Below are 16,439 nucleotides of genomic sequence, written 5' to 3' on the forward strand. Positions count from 1 at the left end.
CTCCTCGACTCTGCCGAGTTGCTAGTCCTTCCCGCGACCGGGCGGACAGTGGACTTTCACCACACAATCACACGTGCGCTGCCGGGCGCACAAAATAAAGCGCACCCTCGAATATTTCAAAGGTGCGCTTTTCATCAACTATAGAATAAAGCCGGCAATCCTTGGCATTAGCTTTGTAGCTTGAATTGAATCGGGAAACGAAGTCGAACCGTTCCTTTTGGCCGGCTCCAATTCGACTCAGCATCTGCCACAGCCCGCATTGCAGCCTTATCCAAAAGCGGATGTCCCGCCGACTTGAAAATCTTCAGTTCAGTCAGTTTGCCGTTTGAATCAACGATGAACTGCACTACAGCAGTGCCTTCAATGTGAAACATTCGAGCCTTTCTCGGGTAATGCAAAGCAGATTCAACGGCACGTTTCACCTCTGCCAGGAACGGATCGGTCGTCTGTCCATAAACAAGCTCTGAAATACCCTCTTGGCCAGCCGACACAGGTGCTCCGGCCGACTGAACCGGAGCCGGACCGGCAGGAGCCGCGGGAGCGGCGGCCGGCTTCACCTCAGGTCCTTTGACAGTTGCCTTCGCAGCTTTCACCGGTTTAGGCACTTCCGTCTTCTTAACCGCCTTCTTCACGGGTTTAGGCTTTTCGACCGGCTTTTCAACCGGTTTAGGTTCCGGTTTGGGTTCGGGTTTAGGTTCTGGCGGAGGCGGCGGCGGTTCTGGAGCGGGAGCAGGCTCAGGCTCGGGTTCAGGAATGGGTTCGGGCTCAGGCTCGGGAATGGGCTCAGGTTCAGGTTCGGGATCAGGCTGAACTTCTGGCTCGGGTTCAACAGCAGGCTCTGGTTCAGGTTCTGGAGGCGGAGCTTCCTCCGCCGGCTCTGGAGCGGTTGCCGGCGTGGGCTCGGGCGCCTCTTCAGCTGCCGCAGAACCGCCGGAAAATTGAGCAAAAGAAAGCGATACAGCGGCCATCTGTCCCGCCGGCGTATAGGTGAGCGCGGGCGCAGCCCAAAACACTCCCCAAAGAATGGGCAGGTACACACAGGCAGCAAGCACGAACGACAGAGCGGAGCGCTCAGCGTCCTTCCTTCTCTGTGGCGATGCGGAAGTTTTCATGATTGTTCGCTTTGAAGAGATCAATGACCTGAATAAAGTGGTCGAAGGTTGAGTCCTTGTCTACTCTCAGGAGTACAGGCTGCTCACGCGAAAGATTCGCTATCGCCTGAGCCAATTCTTCAAAAGAGAGCTTTTGACTGTCGAGGAAAAAATCGCCCATGGCATCCACCTGAACGATTCGTTGTTCAGGGGCCTCTTTGGGCACATCCGCGGTCTTAGACTTCGGCAGATTGATCTGAATTTCCCCTTTGGCAATGAAGGTAGAAATAGAAAGAACCATTGCCAGAAGAACGAGCATGATGTCGATGAAGGGAACAATATTAAGGGGCTCCTTCTTCGGAATCTCAATCATGATCATGCCCCCTTGCGTTCAGTCCAGCGGGTGCTCAGCACATTGATGCGGCGCTGCAGCCCGTTATAAAAGATGAGCGTCGGGATAGCGACTGTGAGGCCCAAAGCCGTCGCCTTCAGAGCCAATGAAAGGCCCGTCATGATGTCCGAAGCATTGATGTTCCCGGACTGGCCCATGTCATAGAACGTAATCATGATGCCGATGACCGTGCCCAGAAGACCGACATACGGTGCGTTGGAATAAATGATGTAAAGGGTCGTGAGGTTGTTCGTCAGCGCCGCATCGTACTCATCCTTAGTGGGGTAGTCCGACGGATTCACTTTCCTTAGGAACATCACACGTTCAATCGTGAGCCAGATCGAGACAAAGCCCATCAGTCCCAAAATGAAGAAGATGGCATAGTCGACTGATTCCTTGAGAAATTCCATTTAAGTTGTACCTCTTAATTAAGTCAGAATTGTGAATCCTTAAAACGGCAAATCTCGGTGCATTTTCAGCGAGCTGAAATAATGCACCGAGTTTTAACGACAGGACAAAATGTCCTGATAATTCAAGTTAAGGATGTCGGTTAGAAAGAATAGGCATAAGAGAACCAGAAATTACGACCGTCGATATATTCCTTATAGGCATTGGCATAACTGCCCGCAGTTACCGAAGGAACCCATTCGAGGCCCGTGTCAAAAATATTGTTGACGGCCACGGAGAACCGATGCTGTTTCTTGAAGACGTATGACGCGCCAAGGTCGACTAACGTGTAGTTTTTGTACTTATCCACATTCGGCCCGCCCTTGGTGTTTTGCTGTTCGCTGTCGAACTTCGAAACTGACTTCACGTAGGCGCTGAAGTCATTCCATTCGTAGTCGATGCGGGCAGTAATCGAATGACGGGGTAATTCATTTGGTCGCTTGCTAGGACTATTCGCCCAATCGCCGCCGCGCTTAGACCATGCTCCCTCTTTAATTTCAGCGTGGGTATAGGTGTAGCCGCCCGTAAATCGGAAGCCGTGGAAGCTCGCAGTATTGAGAAGAACTTCAAGCCCTTTAGCCGTCACCTTGCCGTGATTAATTTCTTTTGTGGCATCAAATTGTTTGTTATCAATGGTTTCTTTCCCAATATTCTCTTGGTCAAGCATGTTCTTGAAGTCGGTATAGAACAAACCGACCGTAAGATTGGCTGCGTCAGCCAGCTTGAGGGTCGTAGAGAGTTCATAGCTCCAGCTCTCTTCAGGCTTGAGATCGGGATTGCCGTAATTGACCGTATTGCTCCTACCGCTCGAATAGTTGTAAATACCGTCCGTCAGCTTCTTAACCTGCGGGGTTTTATAACCGTTGGCTACGCCGCCTTTGAAACTGATGAATTGGGCGGGCTTATAAACCAAGTAGGCACGAGGAGAAAGGTGAGCCCCGAAGATGTCGCTCCAGTGCACGCGGCCGCCGAGCGTAGCGATCCACTCATCATTGATAAAGTATTCGCCTTCCATGAAGCCCGCGAGCGTCGTCTGATCGAGCGTTTTGCCTGCTAAAGCTGTATGGCTGTTAGCTTCAGCATCTTCAAAGGTCTCATAATTGGCCTCAAGGCCGCTTGAGAGCATGATGCTGCCGGCGCTGCCCAATTCAATTGGAGAAACGAGCTTCGTAGCCGCCGTCCATGTGCGGCTCGACATCATGGGGCTGCCTGTTTTAGTCGTCCAGGGCGCATTGCCATCATTTGAACTCGTTAAGGTCTTTACCTGTTCGAGCGCGTTGTATTGGACATAAGATTCCAGCGTGCCAATATCGTAGACGCCCTTATGACCTACTACGCCGTTGTATTTATTCCACCAACGATACGTTTGAACGGAATTACCGCTGGTGTTCATCGCACCGCCCTTGTAGCGGGTGAAATCCAAATCTGCATAAACATCATTGGACTCATTGATCGTCAGATTGAGACGACCGCCGATGTTGCCGGTAAAACCATCCGTGGGTGAATGCGCTGCATACGGATTGTTACCTGCCGTTGCATTCGGTTTCCTTAGGTGTGATGCCTCACGTTCAAGATAACGTCCGCGGAGCAAGAGTGACGCAACATTTTCTTTAAGCGGAATACCAAGATAAACGCCCGTCCCCCAGCGATTGCCATAGTCATCGTCGTTTTGGAACTGTGTACGGTCAATGGAGATCGTTCCGGTGAATTGGTCGACATGCTTCTTGGTAATGATGTTCACCACGCCGCCGACAGCATCTGAGCCATAGATGGTCGAGGCCGGTCCGCGGATCACTTCAATGCGTTCAATAGCCCCCACGGGCGGCATAAAAATACGCCCGGGGTCAAACCCATTGTTGACCATGCTTTCAGACGTGTTCTGACGGCGGCCGTCAACGAGGATCATGGTGTAGTTGGACCCAAACCCGCGGATAGAGATATCCGCCGCGCCCATCTTGTTCTGTGAGATATCGACGCCCGGAACATCACCAACGGCACTGCCGATATCGGTGATGGGTTTTGAGGCGAGTTCTTTCTCGGTGATGACGGAAACGCTTGCTGGCGCTTCAGAGGTGTCCTGCGCATAGCCGGCAGCAGAAACGACAGACGTATCAAGCGTCGTATAGGCGGTCTGACCGCCGTCGTCTGCATAGGCTGCAGATACAGCAGCGGCAAGCGGAAGCAGGATGAGGGAAGTGCGTCGGTAAGTCATGGGTTGATTCTGTAGTTGGCGGCCTGGCCCGAAGCGGCCGCGGTTTGCGGAACTGCGGTCGAAAGAGTTTTCACTTCTGCGGCCACACGCCCGCATACTACAGAACACAATCGAGAATCATTTTTATTAGCATTCTAATATAACTGCTAAACAGAAATGATTATCTATATCAAAATTTCTTCTTGGTTTACATAGCATTGCCGAATAAAACCCGAAGCAAATTGAGGTTCATCACCGTATTTCATCTTTACGAAGGTATAGACAGCGGGAAAGCTGAAAAGTCTGAGCATTTTGAATTTGCTGAGTTTTTACTGAGGATCTTCGTAAATGAATGTAACTCAACGTAACAAAAGCACATGATTTTGTTTACGTAAAGCATTTGCCATTCAGGCTTCTCAGAGCTTTACCTCACAAACCGCCCGGATGTCTCTGTAGGCATCCGAGACGGTTTGCTGACTCAGAAGACTGCTGTCGGTTATCGGCGATTAGAAGGTATACGTGTACCCCAGCCAAACATTGCGGCCATCAAAGAACTCACGATAGAGATTGCTGCCGTCAGCGCCATACTCAAGGCCTTTGTCAAAGACATTGTTGAGCGCGGCTGAGAAGTGATGCTGCTTCTCAAAGGTGTAGTTCACGCCGATGTCAACCTGTGTGTAGTTTTTGTATTTAGTGCGGCTGTAAGTGGCCGCACCGCCGCCCCTGCCGCTCGAAATCTGTTCGCTCATCGCATCAAGCTTAGCCAACGCCTTCACAAAGACATTCAGACCGCCGTTGTCATAGTCAGCACGGGCATTGATCGAGTGCCGCGGCATGGAGTTGGGGCGCAGACCATCGTTGACACCGCCTTCGATTTCTGCATGAGTGTAGGTATAACCCCCCTTGAAGCTCACTCCATAGAAAGCCGCAGTTTGGAAGAGCAGTTCGACCCCCTTCGCAGTGACCTTCCCGAAATTGACGTCCTGAGCGTCATAACTGTTTTCGTCAACGTAATTGATCTTTACGGTGTCAATCTTGTTTTTGAAATCCGTATAGAAAACACCCGCTGTCACCGAAGCAGCCTGACCGAGCTTCACGGTTGACGACAATTCGTAATTCCAGCTTTCTTCGGGCTTCAGATCTGGATTGCCGTACGTGTGATTGGGAGCCCCACGAACCGATACGCTGTAGGCGCCGTCCGTCAGCTGACGAGCTTCGGGCGTACGATAACCGTTGGCCACGCCGCCCTTAATGCTGAAGGCCTCAGCAGGCTTCCACACCAAGTAGGCGCGAGGCGCAAAGTGGAAGTCGAAGATGTCGCTCCAATGGACGCGGGCGCCTAGCGTTGCGATCCAGTTTTCATTAATGAAGTATTCCGACTCGCCAAAGACTGCAATCTGCGTCTGATCAAGCGTCTTTCCGGTGATTTCCGTGCCTTCGTTGAAATTGTCTTTGAAGGTCGAATAATCAACGTCCAAACCGGTCTGCACAACCATGTCGCCGTAGCCGTCAAGCGACACAGGCGTCTTTAATTTGGTGGCGAACACATAGTGCTTCGAAGACATGAGCGGGTCGGAGAGCGATCCTTTCGTGGTCTTATTGGCGGTGTCAAATATGCCTCCCTGCCCGGATACGGTTGCAGGACCCGTTTTCGTCTTGATCAGGTCAAGCCCCTGGAACTGGAAATAAGTAGACAAATCGCCGAAGCTGAACCGCCCGTCGTGACCGACAACAACTGCGTATTTGTCAAACCAGCGGTGTGCCTCGTACCCCGCCTGACTTGTCGACATCGTGCCGCCTTTGAAATGCGTGTAGTCAACGTCAAGATAGAGGTCGTTATCTTCGTTGGGTGAAAGGTTCAGGCGGCCGCCGACATTGCCGGTGTAGCCGTCTGAAGGAGAATGGCTCGCATAGCCGCCGCTTGGCTTGTGAAGGTTCGACTTTTCACGGTCAAAATATCGCCCGCGAAGAAGGAGCGACGCAACACCCTCTTTAAGCGGGATGCCGAGGTAGGCCCCCGCGCTCCAGCGGTCGTCCCAATCGCTGTCGGTGAACTGCGTGCGGTCAATCGATAGCGACCCCGTGAACTCGTTGACATGCTTTTTCATGATGATGTTCACCGCGCCGCCGATGCCGTCGGAACCGTAAATGGTCGAAGCAGGACCGCGCATCACTTCAACGCGTTCCACTGCCCCGGGCGGCGGCATGAAGATGCCGCCCGCTTCAAAGCCGTTCAGGCTGTTCATGGCAGAGTCCGAGTTCTGTCGACGTCCGTCGACCATGAGCAGCGTGTAATCCGAAGAGAACCCGCGGATATAAATCTGCGAAGTGCCCATCTTGGTAGTCGTGATGTCTACGCCAGGAACATCGCTGACAGCCGTGCCAATATCGCCGATCGGCTTTGTCATCAGTTCCTTGGAATCAATGACGGTGATGGAGGCCGGCGCTTCCCGCGTGTCCTGCGCATAGCCGGAAGCTGAAACAACGGAAGTGTCGAGTGTGGTGTAGCCGTCGTCGGCCGCCCAAGCGGCGGAAACGGCAAGTGCAAGCGGAAGCGCTGCCAAAAACTTGTGGTGCTGCATGATTGTGAGAAAAACGGTCAAAGCAACCGTCTTGAGGATTGAGGAAATGGTCATTAAGGAACCGCACGCCGTCCATTGAGGCGGGATTCGACTGGATGAATCGCAGTCTATTGGTGGTCAATGCGAATAATTCTCGTCATCACTTTGCATAAACAAGTTTCTTTACAAAATAAATTTCCTAAATTTTCAATGACTTATTATCACTCTAACGTCAAAACTTGACGTATATGATTTGCAGATTTTTTCTATCGCAAACACCGCATTTTTCTTATTAATCAATATCCGATTGAGCAGCCTGAACGCCGTTGGTTAAGACCGACACGCTCTGCTTTATTTGTTTACATGCGGAGCGTTGGCCCGGTTATGCCTTGGAACCCATGCGCTTTCAGCGAATCCTGAAGAAAACCATTGGGGACTTAGGACCAAAGCAGTAAGCATTAAAGAAATGCAAAGATGGGGATCACGCTAAAAATGGACAACCGTTTCTAAGATGCTTGTTTATCCGCAGGATAGGTGAACTGCTGTTACGGCCGCCTCGCCTGAAGCATTTGCAGAGTATTCAACCATCTATCGGATATTTTTAACTTTTATCTATTGTTTACTCGTACGGTCCGTCACGTAAAGATATGTAAGCCGTGAGCAAGGTTATGTATCGAGAAGCGTTCTCATTTACCTTTGAGTTCGGTACAGTTTTGCTTCTGTTTGCGCTCAAACACATCACCCGCGACGACTTCCGGTCACTGCGGCACGTTTGTCTCTATGACCCGATCTACCTGCATCCTTCTTGTGCTGCTCACGCTGATGAGCGTTCTTTCGCTCTTCGTGGGCGCCGCTGACATCACGCCTGCTGACGTGCTCTCGGGCGATATTGAATCGCTCGAGCTCATGCTGATTTCCCGCTTGCCCAGACTTCTGGCCATTCTCTGCACTGGCATGGGCATGAGCATTGCTGGCCTCATCATGCAGCAGCTCTGCGCCAATAAATTCGTGTCGCCCACGACGGGGGCGACCATCTCTTCGGCTCAGTTCGGCATTCTCATTGCGCTGCTCTTTTTCCCTGATTCAACCCTTTGGTCGCGTGCGCTTTTTGCTTTTGCTGCAGCGATTCTCGGCACTTGGACGTTCGTATGGTTCATTCTGCGCATGCCGATGAAAGATCCTGTGATGGTTCCGCTCGTCGGCATCATGTTCGGCAACGTGATCGGCGGCGTGACGAATTTTCTCGCCTACCGCTTCGACATGACCCAAGCACTCTCCACCTGGCTTGTGGGACATTTTTCGCTCGTGCTCCGCGGCAACTTTGAGCTGGTCTATCTGGTCCTCCCGCTTATTGTGCTGGCCTGGATTTTTGCCAAGCACTTCAACATCGTCGGCATGGGCCGAGATTTTTCGAAGAACCTCGGCGTTAACTACACGCTCGTCCTTTTCAGCGGTCTCACCATTGCCGCGATGATCACTGCCGCGATTGTTTCCGTCGTAGGCTCCATTTCCTACATCGGTCTCATCGTCCCGAACCTCATCGCCATCTTCAAGGGTGACGACCTGCGCTCCACCCTGGCTGACACAGCGCTTTTCGGCGCGCTCTTCGTCCTCTGCTGCGACGTCATCGGACGCCTGGTTATCGCCCCCTATGAACTACCGATTGAACTCATCATCGGCACGATCGGCAGTCTTCTCTTCATCGCGCTCATCTTCTACAGACTTCGTTTTGGGCGCATGTCGCTCGACAAAAAGGCGCTCCTCAGACTCTTTGGTCTTGACCGTCGCACACCTGCCTGCGGAGGCGCCAAATGACTTCAGACACCTTCACCGCCAACCCGCTCAAGACTGCCAGTTCGAGTGAAACTGCCGCAGCGGCCTCGTCACTCAAAATCCAGCGCTCCCGCCGTCGGCGCATGCTGACCCGTCTGGGCTGCCTCATCGGTCTCGTGGTTCTTTTTGCCGCGCTCTACCAATTTGCCTTCGTGAACCCGAAGTTTTTCAGCTATGCCATGAGCATCCGTCTGCCGCGCTTGATTGTGCTGCTGACGGCCGGCACGGCCATTTCTGCGGCAGCCATCATTTTCCAAACGATTATCCGCAACAACATTGTCACGCCGTGCCTCCTCGGCATGAACTCCCTCTACCTGCTCATCCATACCGGCGTGGTGTTCTTTCTGGGATCCGGGAGCGAATTTGCCACTAACCCGGTCTATGCCTTCGCAGTTGACATCATCGTGATGGGGACGGCGGCGAGCTTTATCTACTACTCGATCTTTCAAAAGACCAGCGGAAATGTTTTGTACGTGCTGCTGATCGGCACAGTGCTCACGACATTCTTCTCGAGCATGCAGAACTCGCTCACCCGCATCATGGATCCGAATGAATACGATGCGCTCCTCAATTCGCTCGTAGCGAGCTTTACCAACGTGAATGCTGCCTGCATTATTCCGGGCATTGTGCTGCTTGCCCTGCTCGCCTGGTGGCTGCGCCGCGATCTGTCCATCCTCGATGTCATCAGTCTCGGTCGGGAACAAGCCATCAGCCTCGGCGTCGACTACGAAACGACGCTGCGCCGTCTGATGGTGGGGGTTGCGCTCTGTATCGCCGTTGCAACGGCTCTTGTGGGACCGCTCTCCTTTCTGGGCCTCATCACGGCCAATGTCGCGCGGCAGATGTTCACCACCTACCGCCACACCTACCTGATTGCCGGAGCCTCCCTCGTCGGCATGCTCGTGCTCGCCGCCGGACAGTTCATTGTTGAACACGTGATGGTCTACAGCGTGCCGGTGAGCGTCTTCGTAACGATTGGCGGCGGCATTTATTTCCTCTATTTGATCCTCACGCAGAAGTGACCGAGTCCTTTTGCACCGTATTGAATACTTCTCCATGCTCAGCATCAAGAACCTCACGAAGACCTACGAAGACGCAGCCGTGGTCGACGACGTTACGATCGATCTTCCTCCGGGCAAAGTGATCTCACTCATCGGTCCGAACGGCGCGGGCAAATCGACCGTTCTCGGCATGATCTCCCGCCTGATTGCCCGCACGGCCGGAATCGTGGAATTCAAAGGCCGCGACATTACGCATTGGGAAAGCCGTGAACTCGCCAAGCATTTGGCCATTCTGACGCAGGCCAACTTCGTACAGATGAAGCTCACCGTGCGCGAACTCGTCGCTTTCGGGCGTTTCCCGCATTCAGGGTCTGCGCTGTCAGCTGATGATTGGACCAAGGTCGATCAGGCCATCCACTACATGGAGCTCGAAGCCTTTGCCGACCGCTTTATTGACGAAATGTCGGGCGGCCAGCGCCAGCGCGCCTTCATTGCAATGGTGCTCGCTCAGGACACTGAGTATGTGCTGCTCGACGAACCCACCAACAATCTCGACATCTATCACGCCACGCAGATGATGAAGCTCGTCCGGCGCCTTTGCGACGAATTGGGCAAGACCGTGATTCTGGTGCTTCACGAAATCAATCTCGCGGCGTTTTATTCCGACGTGATCTGCGCTTTCAAGGATGGCCGGATCGCCGCACAGGGAACCGTTGACGAAGTGATGACGCCCGAAAACCTTAAGCGCATATACGGCGTTGACTTTGAAATTCACCGTATTGACGGCAAACCCCTCGCCATCTTCCACTGACCCCTTTCTGCTGGCCCCGCTGGTGCTCCATTGCGAGCAGCCCAATCATCTCTTCTTTTTCATTTCACGCTCTTCGGGAGTTTTTTCAATGAACGCCACCCGCCGCACTGTTCTTATTGCCGGCGCTCTAAGCGCAATCACCGCGCTGAGCTTCTCTTCTGCCGTTTTCGCCGCCTCCGACCTCGTTGAGGTGCAGTCGCTCAACGCAGCCAATAAACCGATTACCGTCGCCGTTCCGAAAAATCCCCAGCGCATCGCCGTCGCCGATTTTTCCGTGCTCGACACGCTCGACCATTGGGGCTTGGGCGAGCGCATCGTAGCGCTGCCCCAGACCACGGCGCTGCCCTACCTTCCGCAGTATTTCAAGAAGTCCAAAAAAGTGACCAATCTCGGCACGCTCAAGGAAATCGATCTTGAAGGCTTGATGGCTGCTGAACCCGACGTGATCTTCATTTCCGGCCGACTCGCCAAGAAGTATGACGAACTCTCGAAGATTGCTCCCGTCGTTTTCATGACAGCTGATCATGAGAAGGGCACCTTCAAAAGCTTTTCGGATAACTTAATGAACCTGGCCAAGATTTTCGGCAAGGAAGCCGCCGCTCAGGCCGACATTGATCATTTCACCGGCCGCATCGACCGCATCCGCGCCGCTTCTGCCGGGAAAACTGCCGTGGTGGGACTCGTCACCAGCGCCCACTTCAACCTCTTGGGCAACAAGGCCCGCTGCGCCCTGATCGGCAATGAATTCGGCTTCCAGAACGTTGCTCAGAACGCCAATGCCAACCACGGCAACGAGGCGTCCTTCGAACTGCTCCTGAAGCTTAACCCTGACTACATCTTTGTTCTTGACCGCGACTCTGCCATTGCCCGCCCAGGTGCCAAAGTTGCTGCCGATGTGATGAACAACGAGCTTGTCGCCCGCACGAAAGCCAAAGCGGAAGGTCACATTGTCTATCTGTCTGCCGCCTCCTGGTACCTCGCCGACGGCGGCTACACCTCGATGAACCTGCAGTTCCAGGACATCGAAAAAGCACTCGGCCTCACGAAGTAATATTTTGGAAAATACCATGCAGATCTCCCGCCGCCAACTTCTTGTCGTCGCCAGCACCGCTACGTTCGTCGGTTTCTCTGGCTTTTCGCTCCAAGCACTTGCCGCTGAACTCACTCTCCCCTCGGTCGGCGCCGACAAGAAGTTCTCTGCCGTTCCGGTTCCTGCGGATCCCAAGCGTCTTGCCGTTCTGGAATACTCCGTCATCGAAAACCTTCAGGTACTCGGCCTCAGCGACCGCATCAAAGCGGCCGTTCAGACCCGCAATCTGCCTTGGCTCACAGCACTTCCTGCAGACTGCAAGCTCGTCAAAAGCGTTAAAAGCGTAGATATTGAAACGGTGAGCTCCGCCAAGCCTGACCTCATCTTCATTTCAGGCCGCATTTCACGCAATATTGATGCTTTTAAACCGATTGCTCCCACCGTCTGCCTGATCCCCAATAAGGCTGAGGGCTGGAAGAGCTTCCGCGGGAACTTCCTCGCCTTGGCGGAGGTTTTCGGTAAAAAGGCGGATGCGGAAAAACAGCTTAAACCGCTCGAAAAGCGCCTCTCAGCGCTGCGCAATAAGGCTGCAGGCGAACGCATCGCCGTCATTATGATGGTGAACGGCCGCATGATGGCCGCGCCCGCCGGCGGCGCCGCTGCACACCTCGGAGCAGACTTCGGCTTCACCAACGTCAAGCCTAAGCCCGCTCAGCCCGCTGCGCCCCGCAAGGCGCCGGCTCCGGGTGAGAAACCCGCTGCGCCCACACCTGCGGAAATCGCTGCCGGCAATGCGAAGACGATCGCTGAACTGGCAGCACTGAAGCCACACCGTATCTTTGTGCTCAATAAGGACGAAGCGATCGGCATGCCCGAACCCAATACGCTCGCGAAGGCCGTGGCCGACCAGCCTGAATGGGCAAAGCTCGATGCCGTCAAAGGCCATCGAGTTCATGAGCTCACGCATGCCGCTTGGTACCTTGCCGACGGCGGCATCCTTTCGATGGACAAGATGCTCGCTGACGCTGAACGCGCGCTCGGTCTATAACGGCTCCTTAATTAAAAACATTAAAGCCCGCATTTGCTCAAAAGCACTGCGGGCTTTATCGTTTCAGCGGCGTCGACGATTACTTTTGCAAAAGGTGAATCTTCGAGAGCCGCGAGATAGCATCCTCGAGCACGCGATCATCCCCCTTCGCAAAATGGAACCGGATGTAGCGATGAACCGGTTCGCGGAAGAAGCTCGAACCCGGCACCGCGCCGAGCTTCACTTTTTCAGCCAAGTCGAGGCAGAACTGATAGTCGTCGTCATAGCCGAATTCACTGATGTCCACCAGGACAAAGTACGTGCCCTGCGGGCGGAAATATTTGAGGCCGAGCCCGTCCAGGCCGGAGAGGAAAACCTCACGGCGATGCGTGTATTCAGCCTGAAGCTCCTCGTAATAATCGTCGCCGAACTTGAGGCCTACGACCGCAGCTTCCTGCAGCGGTGCTGAGGCGCCGACAGTCAGAAAGTCATGGACTTTACGGACTCGGTCGAGAGCTTCGGCCGGCCCCAGAACGTAACCCAGACGCCAGCCCGTAATGGAATAAGTCTTCGAGAGCGAATTGCAGACAATCGTACGCTCGCGCATGCCCGGCAGTGCCGCGAAATAGGTGTGCACATTGGGTTTATAGATAATGTGCTCATAGACTTCATCCGTAATGACGAAGGCATCGAATTCCTTCACGATTTCTGCAATCTTGAGGAGTTCCTCACGGGTGAATACCTTGCCCGAGGGATTAGAAGGATTGCAGAGAATGAGCGCCTTGGCCCCCTGACGGAAGGCTGCACGCAGCTCTTCGGGGTCAAAATCAAAGGACGGCGGCTTGAGCGGCACAAAAATCGGCTGAGCCCCCGAAAGGATGGCATCCGCCCCGTAGTTTTCGTAAAAAGGCGAAAAAATAGCCACCTTGTCGCCGGGATTGATCGTTGCGAGTACCGAAGCCATCATCGCTTCCGTACCGCCGCATGTCACGCAGACTTCGGAATTCGGATCATATTCCAGTCCGCTGAAGTGCTTGACCTTTTCACAGAGCGCTTCGCGAAAGTTCTGCGCACCCCAGGTCGTCGCATACTGGTGCGGCCCTTCAAAAGCCACTTTGGAGAGACGTTCAAGGATGGGTTCGGGCGGATTGTAGTCCGGAAAGCCCTGAGCCAAATTGAGAGCACCGTATTTTGCGCAGACGCGGCTCATGCGTCGAATGACGGAATCGGTAAATGTGCTGCTGCGGTCGCTCAACGTGATCATCGGCGTTCTCCAGAAATCTTGCTGCGTAGTTTTTATTGTGGCGGCGCATCGTCAAACTAAGCGTTGAGCCCATGCGCCGTCCTTTATTTCACTACTTTTATTTCCGGCTGCGGCAAGCATGAAAGTAATACCTGCCAAAGCTCAATGGAGCTTAGGAGGATGTTTAGTCTGCGACGCGTTTGGCGAGCTCCGGAGGATAGCGGTCACCGGCAATCGGCATGGCATCGAGCGCACTGCGAAGCACTGCGAGCTCCTCAGGCGAAAGCACCACATCAGCTGCGCCAATGTTTTCTCTGAGCCGCGCTGACTTCGTCGTACCGGGAATGGGCGCGATGAAATCACCCTGAGCAAGAACCCAAGCGAGTGCAATCTGCGCGGGCGTAGCACCGTGAACTTGGGCGGTTTGACGAACCAAATCCACAACGCGTTCATTGGCTTTCAGATTTTCAGGCTGAAAGCGCGGAACAATGCTGCGGAAATCGTCAGCGCCGTAGGACGCATCGGCATGAATCGTTCCCGAAAGGAAGCCCTTGCCGAGCGGGCTGAACGGCACGAAACCGATGCCTTCCGCTTTTAAAAGCGGCAGCACCGATGTTTCCGGTTCGCGCCACATCATGGAGTATTCGCTTTGCACCGCAGTGAGCGGACAAACCGCATGTGCCCGGGCAATCGTCTTGACGCCGGCCTCCGACAATCCCCATCCGCGAATCTTGCCTTCACGGATGAATTCAGCCATCACGCCTGCCACCTCTTCGACGGGCACTTTGGGGTCAACTCGGTGAAGATAATAGAGGTCAACATAGTCCGTTTTAAGCCGCTTGAGAGAACCTTCAAGCGCACGGCGGATGGTTTCCGGACGCGCATCGAGCCGCTGCTTGCCATCAACAATCTCGATGCCGCATTTGGTAGCGATGACCGTCTGCTTGCGCAGTCCTTCCAGAGCTTCGCCCACAAGTGATTCATTGGCATACGGGCCGTAGCATTCCGCGGTATCAAAGAACGTGACGCCCTGATCAAGTGCTTCATGAATCAAGGCCTTCATCGCTTCAATGGGACGAGCCGGGCCATAACCGTGACTCATGCCCATGCAGCCCAGCCCAATAGCCGACACGGCAATGCCGCTCTTGCCTAACCGACGTGTTTTCATAAAAATTCAGCTTTCCAGTGAGTTAAAGGGAGTGTTTGACGATCTGCACTTTATCGAGCTGAGAAGCTCTATAAATGAACAATCGGAGCAGCCTTTTGCCCAATCCTTTCGTTTTTTCATTCCGCTCGGATACCCAAACGCGCTCTTTTTCGGCAATACTGCTGCGTACGCCAAAGTACCTCTGCTGTCCTCAGATTTCTCAAAACAGCGAAAGTCATCGAAAGGCATCGAAACTCATGAAAAGCAAAATATTCCAGTCTCTGAAAACTGCCGCTGCGGTCTCCTGCGCACTTTTGGGTGCAGCACTCCTCACCGCTTGTTCTGACGGCAAGAAGGTCGGTGACGTCTCTCTCGGTTTTCTTACCTTCAAAAACATCCAGATCGACGCTTTCATTGACCCTCAAGTGCCTGGCGTAACCTGCCATGCAGCCAGCATTGAGTCTCCGCTGACGCTCGCAGATCCTTCTGACAGTTCCGTTTCTTGCCGTCAGACAGGCGAAATCACTCAGGCCATGATTGATGCCATCGACAAAAGCAAGGACGGCGAGGTGATCTTCACCAAGTCTAAGAGCATCTTCTTCAAATATATGAAGATTCGCCGCATCTACGATGCCGAAAATCAGACGCTTCTGTATGTCTCGTATTCCACCAAGGAAACTTCGGGAAGCTTCAAACACAGCCTTTCGACGGTCCCGCTCTGGGGTACTGAAGCCTACAAGAAGCCCCTGCCGCCTTTGGGAGACGCCAATCAGCAATAATTCTGATTGCTCCCAGCAATAAAGCGTGTCGATCTGCAACGGATGATGCCAATGGGCTGACTGTTTTTTCTCTGATCCTCCATCCGCATTTAAGCTGCGGCAGAACTAAAAACACGGATGGAGCCCGGACTGCGGCGGCGCCCGTCGAATGGAGCGCGCTTCGCCTCACTCATCGCGAACGTTTCCCATTCTCGCTAGAATGCCTCGCATCACATTTGCACGGCTGGTGTTTCGGGCGATTCTCCCGTCTGCATCAGTCGCTGCGCATCTATAAGAGAAGACCTATGCTTTCTGTTTCTGAGATCCGAACCCTTATTAAGGAACGTCCCGGCATTTCCCTTCGCGATCTGGCTCTGCACTTTCGCGTCTCCCCGGGTATGATGGAGATGATGGTTTCGAAGCTTGTCGACCGAGGCGATGTGGAAACCGTCGTGCCGACATCCTGCTGCGGCGGCGACTGCGGCTGCTCATCCGAGGACCATGGCAAGCATTACAAGCTCACGCTGAAAGCTTTCCGCGAAATGGAAGCCTAATTGCAGAGCAACTTTCTTTAGAAACAATTATTTGCACAATTAAGAGTTCAGCACTTGCTAAATACTCAAAAAGTGTGCATAATTGAATTCTGTTGTGGTTCAGGTGGTCTTTCGTTTCCGAGAGACATCACTCGAACAGAGCCGCTGGAGGGAGCCCTCGCGGAACAGACGTGTTGCAAAGTCTGCTTTCGAACTCAAGAGGAGATGCTCAAGGAAAGCCGCCGGCCACAAACGAAACCGACAGGGTGCGATGAATTATCCGGAACTCCCGGATAACTGATCCCTAATTTTTCAGCACCCGGGGCGGATTTTCTAAGCCAAGCAGCGCGAGCATATCGCGCTGCTTTTTCGTAA

14 protein-coding genes are annotated in these 16,439 nt (G+C 53.5%); 7 read left to right on the plus strand and 7 right to left on the minus strand.

Going from position 1 to position 16,439, the window contains the following annotated elements:
* Positions 1-167: 167 nt before the first annotated feature.
* The 5 genes from DES29_RS11425 to DES29_RS11445 form a co-directional block, all read right to left on the minus strand.
* A complete protein-coding gene (locus DES29_RS11425) occupies positions 168-1,112 on the minus strand; it encodes an energy transducer TonB (protein ID WP_113854917.1) in 945 nt (314 codons plus the stop codon).
* Positions 1,072-1,464, minus strand: a complete 393-nt coding sequence (gene exbD / locus DES29_RS11430; RefSeq protein ID WP_039929981.1) for a TonB system transport protein ExbD — start codon at positions 1,462-1,464, stop codon at positions 1,072-1,074. Before exbD ends, DES29_RS11425 begins: the two co-directional genes overlap by 41 nt.
* 2 nt (positions 1,465-1,466) lie before the next feature.
* Positions 1,467-1,892 carry a TonB-system energizer ExbB gene (gene exbB, locus DES29_RS11435; RefSeq protein WP_016474072.1) on the minus strand — a complete coding sequence of 142 codons (426 nt, stop codon included), beginning with the start codon at positions 1,890-1,892 and terminating at the stop codon, positions 1,467-1,469.
* Positions 1,893-2,032: 140 nt separating this feature from the next.
* Positions 2,033-4,141, minus strand: a complete 2,109-nt coding sequence (locus DES29_RS11440; protein WP_113854918.1) for a TonB-dependent receptor domain-containing protein — start codon at positions 4,139-4,141, stop codon at positions 2,033-2,035.
* 485 nt (positions 4,142-4,626) lie between these two features.
* Complete coding sequence (locus tag DES29_RS11445) at positions 4,627-6,756, minus strand: TonB-dependent receptor domain-containing protein (RefSeq protein WP_113854919.1); 2,130 nt, start codon at positions 6,754-6,756, stop codon at positions 4,627-4,629.
* 705 nt (positions 6,757-7,461) lie between these two features.
* Here DES29_RS11445 and DES29_RS11450 point away from each other — a divergent pair.
* From DES29_RS11450 to DES29_RS11470, 5 genes are all read left to right on the plus strand, one after another.
* Positions 7,462-8,496: an ABC transporter permease gene (locus DES29_RS11450; RefSeq protein WP_016474069.1), complete on the plus strand. Its 1,035-nt coding sequence runs from the start codon at positions 7,462-7,464 to the stop codon at positions 8,494-8,496.
* On the plus strand, positions 8,493-9,536 hold the full coding sequence (locus DES29_RS11455) for an iron chelate uptake ABC transporter family permease subunit (protein ID WP_021995797.1): 1,044 nt from the start codon (positions 8,493-8,495) through the stop codon (positions 9,534-9,536). Before DES29_RS11450 ends, DES29_RS11455 begins: the two co-directional genes overlap by 4 nt.
* Before the next feature lie 34 nt (positions 9,537-9,570).
* Positions 9,571-10,326 (plus strand): iron ABC transporter ATP-binding protein, encoded by a 756-nt coding sequence (locus tag DES29_RS11460; RefSeq protein ID WP_038025091.1) that lies wholly within the window; start codon positions 9,571-9,573, stop codon positions 10,324-10,326.
* 88 nt (positions 10,327-10,414) lie between these two features.
* Positions 10,415-11,377 carry a siderophore ABC transporter substrate-binding protein gene (locus tag DES29_RS11465; protein ID WP_016474066.1) on the plus strand — a complete coding sequence of 321 codons (963 nt, stop codon included), beginning with the start codon at positions 10,415-10,417 and terminating at the stop codon, positions 11,375-11,377.
* Positions 11,378-11,393: 16 nt separating this feature from the next.
* On the plus strand, positions 11,394-12,404 hold the full coding sequence (locus DES29_RS11470) for an ABC transporter substrate-binding protein (protein ID WP_016474065.1): 1,011 nt from the start codon (positions 11,394-11,396) through the stop codon (positions 12,402-12,404).
* Between the two features lie 79 nt (positions 12,405-12,483).
* Here the strand turns inward: DES29_RS11470 and DES29_RS11475 are convergent, their stop codons facing one another.
* On the minus strand, positions 12,484-13,647 hold the full coding sequence (locus DES29_RS11475; protein WP_005430031.1) for a pyridoxal phosphate-dependent aminotransferase: 1,164 nt from the start codon (positions 13,645-13,647) through the stop codon (positions 12,484-12,486).
* A 163-nt stretch (positions 13,648-13,810) separates the two neighbouring features.
* Positions 13,811-14,794 (minus strand): aldo/keto reductase, encoded by a 984-nt coding sequence (locus DES29_RS11480; RefSeq protein WP_021995798.1) that lies wholly within the window; start codon positions 14,792-14,794, stop codon positions 13,811-13,813.
* Between the two features lie 236 nt (positions 14,795-15,030).
* Here DES29_RS11480 and DES29_RS11485 point away from each other — a divergent pair, with 236 nt between their 5' ends.
* Both DES29_RS11485 and DES29_RS11490 read left to right on the plus strand, forming a co-directional pair.
* Positions 15,031-15,552 (plus strand): CreA family protein, encoded by a 522-nt coding sequence (locus DES29_RS11485; RefSeq protein ID WP_016474063.1) that lies wholly within the window; start codon positions 15,031-15,033, stop codon positions 15,550-15,552.
* Positions 15,553-15,836: 284 nt separating this feature from the next.
* Positions 15,837-16,085, plus strand: coding sequence for a FeoC-like transcriptional regulator (locus tag DES29_RS11490; protein WP_005430011.1), 249 nt, complete (start codon positions 15,837-15,839; stop codon positions 16,083-16,085).
* Positions 16,086-16,439: the final 354 nt, after the last annotated feature.

The organism is Sutterella wadsworthensis (assembly GCF_003315195.1).
Lineage (GTDB): Bacteria > Pseudomonadota > Gammaproteobacteria > Burkholderiales > Burkholderiaceae_F > Sutterella > Sutterella wadsworthensis.

What these genes read in the sequence shown, in the direction of transcription:
- DES29_RS11425 (WP_113854917.1), bottom strand. Translation starts at nt 1,112, where the DNA reads ATGAAAACTTCCGCATCGCCACAGAGAAGGAAGGACGCTGAGCGCTCC.
- DES29_RS11485 (WP_016474063.1), top strand. Translation starts at nt 15,031, where the DNA reads ATGAAAAGCAAAATATTCCAGTCTCTGAAAACTGCCGCTGCGGTCTCC.
- DES29_RS11450 (WP_016474069.1), top strand. Translation starts at nt 7,462, where the DNA reads ATGACCCGATCTACCTGCATCCTTCTTGTGCTGCTCACGCTGATGAGC.
- DES29_RS11480 (WP_021995798.1), bottom strand. Translation starts at nt 14,794, where the DNA reads ATGAAAACACGTCGGTTAGGCAAGAGCGGCATTGCCGTGTCGGCTATT.
- exbD (WP_039929981.1), bottom strand. Translation starts at nt 1,464, where the DNA reads ATGATTGAGATTCCGAAGAAGGAGCCCCTTAATATTGTTCCCTTCATC.
- DES29_RS11475 (WP_005430031.1), bottom strand. Translation starts at nt 13,647, where the DNA reads ATGATCACGTTGAGCGACCGCAGCAGCACATTTACCGATTCCGTCATT.
- exbB (WP_016474072.1), bottom strand. Translation starts at nt 1,892, where the DNA reads ATGGAATTTCTCAAGGAATCAGTCGACTATGCCATCTTCTTCATTTTG.
- DES29_RS11445 (WP_113854919.1), bottom strand. Translation starts at nt 6,756, where the DNA reads ATGACCATTTCCTCAATCCTCAAGACGGTTGCTTTGACCGTTTTTCTC.
- DES29_RS11470 (WP_016474065.1), top strand. Translation starts at nt 11,394, where the DNA reads ATGCAGATCTCCCGCCGCCAACTTCTTGTCGTCGCCAGCACCGCTACG.
- DES29_RS11465 (WP_016474066.1), top strand. Translation starts at nt 10,415, where the DNA reads ATGAACGCCACCCGCCGCACTGTTCTTATTGCCGGCGCTCTAAGCGCA.
- DES29_RS11455 (WP_021995797.1), top strand. Translation starts at nt 8,493, where the DNA reads ATGACTTCAGACACCTTCACCGCCAACCCGCTCAAGACTGCCAGTTCG.
- DES29_RS11490 (WP_005430011.1), top strand. Translation starts at nt 15,837, where the DNA reads ATGCTTTCTGTTTCTGAGATCCGAACCCTTATTAAGGAACGTCCCGGC.
- DES29_RS11440 (WP_113854918.1), bottom strand. Translation starts at nt 4,141, where the DNA reads ATGACTTACCGACGCACTTCCCTCATCCTGCTTCCGCTTGCCGCTGCT.
- DES29_RS11460 (WP_038025091.1), top strand. Translation starts at nt 9,571, where the DNA reads ATGCTCAGCATCAAGAACCTCACGAAGACCTACGAAGACGCAGCCGTG.